This window comes from Bartonella sp. SL320 (assembly GCF_059687635.1).
Genome location: NZ_CM185143.1, coordinates 1,904,180 through 1,917,639 on the forward strand (window position 1 = coordinate 1,904,180; position 13,460 = coordinate 1,917,639).

Sequence of the window (13,460 nt, forward strand, 5' to 3'; positions counted from 1 at the left end):
GCAACCGATGAACCAATCGTGATACGATGTGTCGTCTCATCTTGTTGAACAAGGCCGTTTTTATTGGCTTTGGCAACAGCTTCATCAATCTTATCTCCAACAATACCCTCAACCTTATCTCCAATGACATTATTAACCTTTTCGGTAATCTCATGGCTAACTTTTTGCTCAAAGCCCGTGAACGCAACATTAACACCATCAAATGCAGCCGCGACATTATCATAGCTTTGTGTTTCTTCACTGCCGTCTTCTTTAAAGCTTTTGACCTTAAAGTTAGGGCCTTTAAACTGCCCTGAACCATCATAGCCAGCACCGCCCCCTAAATATTGAGCCAACTGTTCATTCATGGAATAAAGCTGAGAACCCGTAACCGCATCACTTGAATCTTTCGTAACCTTACCGGCTTCAAGCGCGGTTATTCTGCTGTTTTTAACAATACCACCTTGTTTATGCTGCGCAACAAATGCTCCAGCATCATCACTCCACAACAAGCCATCGCCTTGACCAGGAGAGGTGATATCTTTGAGTTTCTCATCAAAACTCTTAAGAACATTATCAAAGCTCTTCCCAACACCAGCAAAGGCAAGCGATACATCATTATAGGTCTTATCTTCTGCATGACCATCTGCATTCACGCCTGTGAACGTAAAGCGAGGATCTGTCCATACGCCATTCTCATAATGAGCGCCCCCACCTAAAGAATGTGCAACATCACTACCCAAACCGTAAAGCTGGGAACCCGTAACTGCATCGCTTGAATCTTTTGTTATAGACCCATCAGCAAGAGACGTGATCTTACTGTTGCTCTTCTCAGCACCATGCTGTGCAACAAATGCAGCTTTACTGTTATCCCACAACAACGCATCTTTCAGACGATCAGAAACCTCAGTCTCGTTCTTGGCAACTTTGTCTTTAAGGTCTTTGAAACCTTCATCAACACCTCCAAAAGCGCCTGAGATATCATGATATTCCTTATCATCGACCTTATAGGTTGGTGCAACGCCTTTTTCGATATCGGCTCCACCACCTAAATATTTCGAAGCATTCTCAGCAGCAGTTTGAAGATCTCCTTGAACTCCCTTAACGGTTTCATTCGTCGCATAAAGCTGAGAACCCGTCACTGCTTCTGTCGAGCCTTCTTTAAGAGAACCATCTTTGAGGCCGGAAAGAACACGGCTTTCACCTGACTTATTGGCTATATTGACTTCACTGCCAGCAACCGATGAACCAATCGTGATACGATGTGTCGTCTCATCTTGTTGAACAAGGCCGTTTTTATTGGCTTTGGCAACAGCTTCATCAATCTTATCTCCAACAATACCCTCAACCTTATCTCCAATGACATTATTAACCTTTTCGGTAATCTCATGGCTAACTTTTTGCTCAAAGCCCGTGAACGCAACATTAACACCATCAAATGCAGCCGCGACATTATCATAGCTTTGTGTTTCTTCACTGCCGTCTTCTTTAAAGCTTTTGACCTTAAATTGAGGGCCTTTAAACTGCCCTGAACCATCATAGCCAGCACCGCCCCCTAAATATTGAGCCAACTGTTCATTCATGGAATAAAGCTGGGAACCCGTCACTGCATCACTTGAATCTTTTGTTATAGACCCATCAGCAAGAGACGTGATCTTACTGTTGGTCTTCTCAGCACCATGCTGTGCAACAAATGCAGCTTTACTGTTATCCCACAACAATGCATCTTTCAGACGATCAGAAACCTCAGTCTCGTTCTTGGCAACTTTGTCTTTAAGGTCTTTGAAACCTTCATCAACACCTCCAAAAGCGCCTGAGATATCATGATATTCCTTATCATCGACCTTATAGGTTGGTGCAACGCCTTTTACGATATCGGCTCCGCCACCTAAATATTTCGAAGCATTCTCAGCAGCAGTTTGAAGATCTCCTTGAACTCCCTTAACGGTTTCATTCGTCGCATAAAGCTGAGAACCCGTCACTGCTTCTGTCGAGCCTTCTTTAAGAGAACCATCTTTGAGGCCGGAAAGAACACGGCTTTCACCTGACTTATTGGCTATATTGACTTCACTGCCAGCAACCGATGAACCAATCGTGATACGATGTGTCGTCTCATCTTGTTGAACAAGGCCGTTTTTATTGGCTTTGGCAACAGCTTCATCAATCTTATCTCCAACAATACCCTCAACCTTATCTCCAATGACATTATTAACCTTTTCGGTAATCTCATGGCTAACTTTTTGCTCAAAGCCCGTGAACGCAACATTAACACCATCAAATGCAGCCGCGACATTATCATAGCTTTGTGTTTCTTCACTGCCGTCTTCTTTAAAGCTTTTGACCTTAAAGTTAGGGCCTTTAAACTGCCCTGAACCATCATAGCCAGCACCGCCCCCTAAATATTGAGCCAACTGTTCATTCATGGAATAAAGCTGGGAACCCGTCACTGCATCACTTGAATCTTTTGTTATAGACCCATCAGCAAGAGACGTGATCTTACTGTTGGTCTTCTCAGCACCATGCTGTGCAACAAATGCAGCTTTACTGTTATCCCACAACAATGCATCTTTCAGACGATCAGAAACCTCAGTCTCGTTCTTGGCAACTTTGTCTTTAAGGTCTTTGAAACCTTCATCAACACCTCCAAAAGCGCCTGAGATATCATGATATTCCTTATCATCGACCTTATAGGTTGGTGCAACGCCTTTTACGATATCGGCTCCGCCACCTAAATATTTCGAAGCATTCTCAGCAGCAGTTTGAAGATCTCCTTGAACTCCCTTAACGGTTTCATTCGTCGCATAAAGCTGAGAACCCGTCACTGCTTCTGTCGAGCCTTCTTTAAGAGAACCATCTTTGAGGCCGGAAAGAACACGGCTTTCACCTGACTTATTGGCTATATTGACTTCACTGCCAGCAACCGATGAACCAATCGTGATACGATGTGTCGTCTCATCTTGTTGAACAAGGCCGTTTTTATTGGCTTTGGCAACAGCTTCATCAATCTTATCTCCAACAATACCCTCAACCTTATCTCCAATGACATTATTAACCTTTTCGGTAATCTCATGGCTAACTTTTTGCTCAAAGCCCGTGAACGCAACATTAACACCATCAAATGCAGCCGCGACATTATCATAGCTTTGTGTTTCTTCACTGCCGTCTTCTTTAAAGCTTTTGACCTTAAAGTTAGGGCCTTTAAACTGCCCTGAACCATCATAGCCAGCACCGCCCCCTAAATATTGAGCCAACTGTTCATTCATGGAATAAAGCTGGGAACCCGTCACTGCATCACTTGAATCTTTTGTTATAGACCCATCAGCAAGAGACGTGATCTTACTGTTGGTCTTCTCAGCACCATGCTGTGCAACAAATGCAGCTTTACTGTTATCCCACAACAATGCATCTTTCAGACGATCAGAAACCTCAGTCTCGTTCTTGGCAACTTTGTCTTTAAGGTCTTTGAAACCTTCATCAACACCTCCAAAAGCGCCTGAGATATCATGATATTCCTTATCATCGACCTTATAGGTTGGTGCAACGCCTTTTACGATATCGGCTCCGCCACCTAAATATTTCGAAGCATTCTCAGCAGCAGTTTGAAGATCTCCTTGAACTCCCTTAACGGTTTCATTCGTCGCATAAAGCTGAGAACCCGTCACTGCTTCTGTCGAGCCTTCTTTAAGAGAACCATCTTTGAGGCCGGAAAGAACACGGCTTTCACCTGACTTATTGGCTATATTGACTTCACTGCCAGCAACCGATGAACCAATCGTGATACGATGTGTCGTCTCATCTTGTTGAACAAGGCCGTTTTTATTGGCTTTGGCAACAGCTTCATCAATCTTATCTCCAACAATACCCTCAACCTTATCTCCAATGACATTATTAACCTTTTCGGTAATCTCATGGCTAACTTTTTGCTCAAAGCCCGTGAACGCAACATTAACACCATCAAATGCAGCCGCGACATTATCATAGCTTTGTGTTTCTTCACTGCCGTCTTCTTTAAAGCTTTTGACCTTAAATTGAGGGCCTTTAAACTGCCCTGAACCATCATAGCCAGCACCGCCCCCTAAATATTGAGCCAACTGTTCATTCATGGAATAAAGCTGGGAACCCGTCACTGCATCACTTGAATCTTTTGTTATAGACCCATCAGCAAGAGACGTGATCTTACTGTTGGTCTTCTCAGCACCATGCTGTGCAACAAATGCAGCTTTACTGTTATCCCACAACAATGCATCTTTCAGACGATCAGAAACCTCAGTCTCGTTCTTGGCAACTTTGTCTTTAAGGTCTTTGAAACCTTCATCAACACCTCCAAAAGCGCCTGAGATATCATGATATTCCTTATCATCGACCTTATAGGTTGGTGCAACGCCTTTTTCGATATCGGCTCCGCCACCTAAATATTTCGAAGCATTCTCAGCAGCAGTTTGAAGATCTCCTTGAACTCCCTTAACGGTTTCATTCGTCGCATAAAGCTGAGAACCCGTCACTGCTTCTGTCGAGCCTTCTTTAAGAGAACCATCTTTGAGGCCGGAAAGAACACGGCTTTCACCTGACTTATTGGCTATATTGACTTCACTGCCAGCAACCGATGAACCAATCGTGATACGATGTGTCGTCTCATCTTGTTGAACAAGGCCGTTTTTATTGGCTTTGGCAACAGCTTCATCAATCTTATCTCCAACAATACCCTCAACCTTATCTCCAATGACATTATTAACCTTTTCGGTAATCTCATGGCTAACTTTTTGCTCAAAGCCCGTGAACGCAACATTAACACCATCAAATGCAGCCGCGACATTATCATAGCTTTGTGTGTCTTCACTGCCGTCTTCTTTAAAGCTTTTGACCTTAAATTGAGGGCCTTTAAACTGCCCTGAACCATCATAGCCAGCACCGCCCCCTAAATATTGAGCCAACTGTTCATTCATGGAATAAAGCTGGGAACCCGTAACCGCATCACTTGAATCCTTTGTAACCTTACCGGCTTCAAGCGCAGTTATTCTGCTGTTTTTAACAATACCACCTTGTTTATGCTGCGCAACAAATGCTCCAGCATCATCACTCCACAACAAGCCATCGCCTTGACCAGGAGAGGTGATATCTTTGAGTTTCTCATCAAAACTCTTAAGAACATTATCAAAGCTCTTCCCAACACCAGCAAAGGCAAGCGATACATCATTATAGGTCTTATCTTCTGCATGACCATCCGCATTCACGCCTGTAAACGTAAAGCGAGGATCTGTCCATACGCCATTCTCATAATGGGCGCCCCCACCTAAAGAATGTGCAACATCACTACCCAAACCGTAAAGCTGAGAACCCGTAACCGCATCGCTTGAATCTTTTGTTATAGACCCATCAGCAAGAGACGTGATCTTACTGTTGGTCTTCTCAGCACCATGCTGTGCAACAAACGCAGCTTTACTGTTATCCCACAACAACGCATCTTTCAGGCGATCAGAAACCTCAGTCTCGTTCTTGGCAACTTTGTCTTTAAGGTCTTTGAAACCTTCATCAACACCTCCAAAAGCGCCTGAGATATCATGGTATTCCTTATCATCCACCTTATAGGTTGGTGCAACGCCTTTTTCGATATCGGCTCCGCCACCTAAATATTTCGAAGCATTCTCAGCAGCAGTTTGAAGATCTCCTTGAACTCCCTTAACGGTTTCATTCGTCGCATAAAGCTGAGAACCCGTCACTGCTTCTGTCGAGCCTTCTTTAAGAGAACCATCTTTGAGGCCGGAAAGAACACGGCTTTCACCTGACTTATTGGCTATATTGACTTCACTGCCAGCAACCGATGAACCAATCGTGATACGATGTGTCGTCTCATCTTGTTGAACAAGGCCGTTTTTATTGGCTTTGGCAACAGCTTCATCAATCTTATCTCCAACAATACCCTCAACCTTATCTCCAATGACATTATTAACCTTTTCGGTAATCTCATGGCTAACTTTTTGCTCAAAGCCCGTGAACGCAACATTAACACCATCAAATGCAGCCGCGACATTATCATAGCTTTGTGTTTCTTCACTGCCGTCTTCTTTAAAGCTTTTGACCTTAAAGTTAGGGCCTTTAAACTGCCCTGAACCATCATAGCCAGCACCGCCCCCTAAATATTGAGCCAACTGTTCATTCATGGAATAAAGCTGAGAACCCGTAACCGCATCACTTGAATCCTTTGTAACCTTACCGGCTTCAAGCGCAGTTATTCTGCTGTTTTTAACAATACCACCTTGTTTATGCTGCGCAACAAATGCTCCAGCATCATCACTCCACAACAAGCCATCGCCTTGACCAGGAGAGGTGATATCTTTGAGTTTCTCATCAAAACTCTTAAGAACATTATCAAAGCTCTTCCCAACACCAGCAAAGGCAAGCGATACATCATTATAGGTCTTATCTTCTGCATGACCATCTGCATTCACGCCTGTGAACGTAAAGCGAGGATCTGTCCATACACCATTCTCATAATGGGCGCCCCCACCTAAAGAATGTGCAACATGATTACCCAAACCGTAAAGCTGAGAACCCGTAACCGCATCGCTTGAATCTTTTGTTATAGACCCATCAGCAAGAGACGTGATCTTACTGTTGGTCTTCTCAGCACCATGCTGTGCAACAAACGCAGCTTTACTGTTATCCCACAACAACGCATCTTTCAGACGATCAGAAACCTCAGTCTCGTTCTTGGCAACTTTGTCTTTAAGGTCTTTGAAACCTTCATCAACACCTCCAAAAGCGCCTGAGATATCATGGTATTCCTTATCATCCACCTTATAGGTTGGTGCAACGCCTTTTTCGATATCGGCTCCACCACCTAAATATTTCGAAGCATTCTCAGCAGCAGTTTGAAGATCTCCTTGAACTCCCTTAACGGTTTCATTCGTCGCATAAAGCTGAGAACCCGTCACTGCTTCTGTAGAGCCTTCTTTAAGAGAACCATCTCTAACACCGGAAAGAACACGGTTTTCACCTGACTTATTGGCTATATTGACTTCACTGCCGGCAACCGATGAACCAATCGTGATACGATGTGTCGTCTCATCTTGTTGAACAAGGCCGTTTTTATTGGCTTTGGCAACAGCTTCATCAATCTTATCTCCAACAATACCCTCAACCTTATCTCCAATGACATTATTAACCTTTTCGGTAATCTCATGGCTAACTTTTTGCTCAAAGCCCGTGAACGCAACATTAACACCATCAAATGCAGCCGCGACATTATCATAGCTTTGTGTTTCTTCACTGCCGTCTTCTTTAAAGCTTTTGACCTTAAATTGAGGGCCTTTAAACTGCCCTGAACCATCATAGCCAGCACCGCCCCCTAAATATTGAGCCAACTGTTCATTCATGGAATAAAGCTGGGAACCCGTCACTGCATCGCTTGAATCTTTTGTTATAGACCCATCAGCAAGAGACGTGATCTTACTGTTGCTCTTCTCAGCACCATGCTGTGCAACAAACGCAGCTTTACTGTTATCCCACAACAACGCATCTTTCAGGCGATCAGAAACCTCAGTCTCGTTCTTGGCAACTTTGTCTTTAAGGTCTTTGAAACCTTCATCAACACCTCCAAAAGCGCCTGAGATATCATGGTATTCCTTATCATCCACCTTATAGGTTGGTGCAACGCCTTTTTCGATATCGGCTCCGCCACCCAAATATTTCGAAGCATTCTCAGCAGCAGTTTGAAGATCTCCTTGAACTCCCTTAACGGTTTCATTCGTCGCATAAAGCTGAGAACCCGTTACTGCTTCTGTCGAGCCTTCTTTAAGAGAACCATCTTTAATGCCGGAAAGAACACGGCTTTCTCCTGACTTATTGGCTATATTGACTTCACTGCCAGCAACCGATGAACCAATCGTGATACGATGTGTCGTCTCATCTTGCTGAACAAGGCCGTTTTTATTGGCTTTGGCAACAGCTTCATCAATCTTATCTCCAACAATACCCTCAACCTTATCTCCAATGACATTATTAACCTTTTCGGTAATCTCATGGCTAACTTTTTGCTCAAAGCCCGTGAATGCAACATTAACACCATCAAATGCAGCCGCGACATTATCATAGCTTTGTGTGTCTTCACTGCCGTCTTCTTTAAAGCTTTTGACCTTAAATTGAGGGCCTTTAAACTGCCCTGAACCATCATAGCCAGCACCGCCCCCTAAATATTGAGCCAACTGTTCATTCATGGAATAAAGCTGAGAACCCGTCACTGCATCACTTGAATCCTTTGTAACCTTACCGGCTTCAAGCGCAGTTATTCTGCTGTTTTTAACAATACCACCTTGTTTATGCTGCGCAACAAATGCTCCAGCATCATCACTCCACAACAAGCCATCGCCTTGACCAGGAGAGGTGATATCTTTGAGTTTCTCATCAAAACTCTTAAGAACATTATCAAAGCTCTTCCCAACACCAGCAAAGGCAAGCGATACATCATTATAGGTCTTATCTTCTGCATGACCATCTGCATTCACGCCTGTAAACGTAAAGCGAGGATCTGTCCATACGCCATTCTCATAATGGGCGCCCCCACCTAAAGAATGTGCAACATCACTACCCAAACCGTAAAGCTGAGAACCCGTAACCGCATCGCTTGAATCTTTTGTTATAGACCCATCAGCAAGAGACGTGATCTTACTGTTGGTCTTCTCAGCACCATGCTGTGCAACAAACGCAGCTTTACTGTTATCCCACAACAACGCATCTTTCAGGCGATCAGAAACCTCAGTCTCGTTCTTGGCAACTTTGTCTTTAAGGTCTTTGAAACCTTCATCAACACCTCCAAAAGCGCCTGAGATATCATGGTATTCCTTATCATCCACCTTATAGGTTGGTGCAACGCCTTTTAAGACATCAGACCCACCACCTAAATATTTCGAAGCATTCTCAGCAGCAGTTTGAAGATCTCCTTGAACTCCCTTAACGGTTTCATTCGTCGCATAAAGCTGAGAACCCGTCACTGCTTCTGTCGAGCCTTCTTTAAGAGAACCATCTTTGAGGCCGGAAAGAACACGGCTTTCACCTGACTTATTGGCTATATTGACTTCACTGCCAGCAACCGATGAACCAATCGTGATACGATGTGTCGTCTCATCTTGTTGAACAAGGCCGTTTTTATTGGCTTTGGCAACAGCTTCATCAATCTTATCTCCAACAATACCCTCAACCTTATCTCCAATGACATTATTAACCTTTTCGGTAATCTCATGGCTAACTTTTTGCTCAAAGCCCGTGAACGCAACATTAACACCATCAAATGCAGCCGCGACATTATCATAGCTTTGTGTTTCTTCACTGCCGTCTTCTTTAAAGCTTTTGACCTTAAAGTTAGGGCCTTTAAACTGCCCTGAACCATCATAGCCAGCACCGCCCCCTAAATATTGAGCCAACTGTTCATTCATGGAATAAAGCTGGGAACCCGTCACTGCATCACTTGAATCTTTTGTTATAGACCCATCAGCAAGAGACGTGATCTTACTGTTGCTCTTCTCAGCACCATGCTGTGCAACAAATGCAGCTTTACTGTTATCCCACAACAATGCATCTTTCAGACGATCAGAAACCTCAGTCTCGTTCTTGGCAACTTTGTCTTTAAGGTCTTTGAAACCTTCATCAACACCTCCAAAAGCGCCTGAGATATCATGGTATTCCTTATCATCCACCTTATAGGTTGGTGCAACGCCTTTTACGATATCGGCTCCGCCACCTAAATATTTCGAAGCATTCTCAGCAGCAGTTTGAAGATCTCCTTGAACTCCCTTAACGGTTTCATTCGTCGCATAAAGCTGAGAACCCGTCACTGCTTCTGTCGAGCCTTCTTTAAGAGAACCATCTTTGAGGCCGGAAAGAACACGGCTTTCACCTGACTTATTGGCTATATTGACTTCACTGCCAGCAACCGATGAACCAATCGTGATACGATGTGTCGTCTCATCTTGTTGAACAAGGCCGTTTTTATTGGCTTTGGCAACAGCTTCATCAATCTTATCTCCAACAATACCCTCAACCTTATCTCCAATGACATTATTAACCTTTTCGGTAATCTCATGGCTAACTTTTTGCTCAAAGCCCGTGAACGCAACATTAACACCATCAAATGCAGCCGCGACATTATCATAGCTTTGTGTTTCTTCACTGCCGTCTTCTTTAAAGCTTTTGACCTTAAAGTTAGGGCCTTTAAACTGCCCTGAACCATCATAGCCAGCACCGCCCCCTAAATATTGAGCCAACTGTTCATTCATGGAATAAAGCTGAGAACCCGTCACTGCATCACTTGAATCTTTTGTTATAGACCCATCAGCAAGAGACGTGATCTTACTGTTGCTCTTCTCAGCACCATGCTGTGCAACAAATGCAGCTTTACTGTTATCCCACAACAATGCATCTTTCAGACGATCAGAAACCTCAGTCTCGTTCTTGGCAACTTTGTCTTTAAGGTCTTTGAAACCTTCATCAACACCTCCAAAAGCACCTGAGATATCATGATATTCCTTATCATCCACCTTATAGGTTGGTGCAACGCCTTTTTCGATATCGGCTCCGCCACCTAAATATTTCGAAGCATTCTCAGCAGCAGTTTGAAGATCTCCTTGAACTCCCTTAACGGTTTCATTCGTCGCATAAAGCTGAGAACCCGTTACAGCTTCTGTTGAATTTGCAGAAATATTACCAGGTGCAACAGCTGTGATTATTTTCCCTCCAGCATTAATACCAGTCGTGGTTATTTGTGGACCATTTTCAAATATTAAACCATTCTCTGTTAGTGTCGTTTTTCCTAAATTTATGCCCTTTACTGTGAGAATATCACTCAAGTCAATTTTTATTCCTTTGGATGCTTTGCTAAGCGTTACATTAGAACCAGCCTCAAGGGTTAGATTGTTATCTGAATTAACATCTATTACTGTGGAATTACCATCACTATTTACACCTACGAACTTCCAGCTTCCATCTGCAGCCTTTGCTACAGCTTTCAGCTGTGCAACGTTGACTGCATCAGTATCTTGAGTACCCGCGGCTAATCCGGTAATTTGTCGTGTTTGGCCTTCCTTAATATTCCCAATGCTGAGTGCAGCATAACCAGATTTCCATGCCTTATCTGCGTTTGTTGAGCCTGTTTTGGTGATTGGGTCATACCCTGCAATACCAGAGCCAACATTAGCGATAGAATGTGAACCTAATGCGATACCACCCTCAACTGACACGTTGGTCCCACTACCAAGAGCTATCGCATAGTTGGCATTGTCACCAACTACGGCTTCAGGACCAAAGGCCAACGCATTACTGGCGGTATCACCAACAGTGGCTTTATAACCAAAGGCGGACGATTGACCGGCATAATGACCAACTTTGGCAAACGAACCAATGGACAACCCATTACTAGAGTTATCACCAACTGATGCTGAATAACCAAGGACAGATGATTGAACGGAGTTGAGACCAACTTTGGAGAACGAACCAATGGCAAGCGACAACTGGGACTCTCCACCAATCTCGGCGAATGGACCAAAGACAAACGAATAAGGCGACCCTTTAGCAACCTTAGCGAATGAACCAAGAGCAGCGGAATTTTGAGATTCGGCTACAGGATCTGTAAATGCTGTATCCGATGTGTCAATAACTAAACCTCTCAAAGCCCCACCGGCCCCTTGCCCTCCCCCCATTGCTGCTTTTAGCTGCGCAAAGTTGACGGCATCAGTATCCTTAGTTCCAGCTAATACGTTTGTTATCTTTTTATCGCCAGCATTAATACCATCTGTTGTTATACTTGGGCCACCCCCAAGCATTAAACCGTTGTTTGATAATAAAGCATTTCCTAAATATACGTTATCTACTTGAATAGTCTTATCTAAATCAAACCTTACACCCTGACCTGTTTTACTAATCGTGATATTAGAACCTTTTTCAAAGTATAAATCGTGCTTGGAATCAACTTGTGTTATTTGAAGGTTGCTACCATCTGCTGTAGTAATAAGCCTCCAGCCGCCACCGCCACTGCCGCCGCCACTGCTACCGCCGCCACTGCTACCGCCACCACCGCTACCGCCAAGACGATCTCTTATAGCCTTTTCTACAGCTTTCAGCTGTGCAACATTGACTGCATCAGTATCATGACCACCAGCCGCTACTCCAGTAATTCGTCGTGTAATTCCTGCGCTCGGATCACCAACAGCAGCAGAACCATATTTGGGTGTCCACACATATCCTGGCATACTCATACTATTTCCGAAAGGAATATACACACCACGAACATTCGCCACATACTTGCTTTTAGACAGATAACCAATAGCAACACCAGCATCAGCAGTCGCCATAACGTTAGCGTTTGGACCTATAGCAACTGCATTATTCGCGAAAGAGTGCGCCATTTCACCTATAGAAACCGCCCGGTGTTTAGATGAGGCATCATTACCTATAGCAATCGGAGAATTTCCCTCACCAGTCGCCCCAACACCGAGCAAAATCGGCTTGGTTGATGATGATGTTGGTACAGACCGAGCTAAACCAGCCACATTATTCAGAGCCCTACTTAAAGGAACTGTATTTGAACCTGCCGCTAAAGAGTTATCAGCAAACTTAACTGTGGACTCTTTTAACAACGGAACATTCTTAAGATTCTGCATCTCTGGCTTTTGTAGCCCTGCTTGATCACCAGCACGAATCGATAAACCACGACTGTCTGTTGTTAAAACATTCACGATAGATCTAGCATTGCTCTCATCCCCAAAAGTGTTCGTAAAAACATTCACATAGCCATTAGAAGCATTAACTTCTGGGGTTAACGATGCATTCAAAATAGTTAAATAATTTTTCTTTGGTAAACTCAAAACATCTAGAGTACTGCCATCATCACCATCCGTAACAATGCCGCTTTGTGAATAAGCTATTTGAGATTTTTCAGCGCTTGCCAAAAGCATTTCTTTTGAAACAATATTTTCCGCAAAACTGGGAAAAACATGTGAGAAAAATACAACTGCTAAAGCCCCCAAAAGCACTTTCACAAAAGGTCGTTGATAAGATAAACCAATCGTATTTAAATTTCTGCCGACAGGCATCGTTGATATTTTTTTCATCTTATCATCTCCCCCACAAAAAAAACGAACTAATGACATAAAAAAGACATATTTTGACATTAGAGATCTACCAGCTATGAGGTTTTGAGTTGTTTTTGACATGTTTTTTCAGGCTGTAATGAATTTATGGTTATGAGTTATACTTTAATGAAAGCAGTAACGTTTTGAGTCTTTTCCCTTTTTGCTTTTTATCGCAAAGGTAAGGGAGTGTTTTTATAATGGAGATTTTTCATCTTTTGAGATGCTGCTTTTGTATTGAGTTAAGCTTATTTTTGACGTGTCAAGGCTGCTTAAACAATTAATAGGTGTGATTTTTTTAACTGAATTTTAGTAAATTAAAACCTTAGCAGTATCTAAGTGGGGGTGCCATTATTTTAGAAATAA

The 13,460-nt window shown here is 43.3% G+C and carries 1 protein-coding gene (cut by a window edge); it reads right to left on the minus strand.

Annotated elements, in window-relative coordinates; translation table 11 throughout:
* Nucleotides 1-13,076, minus strand: the beginning of a protein-coding gene (locus AC6ER8_RS07680) for a Vomp family autotransporter (protein WP_497078160.1). It extends 18,721 nt beyond the left edge of the window; 13,076 of the gene's 31,797 nt are visible here — the first part of the coding sequence; it begins with the start codon at nt 13,074-13,076; the stop codon falls past the left edge of the window.
* Nucleotides 13,077-13,460 lie beyond the last annotated feature (384 nt).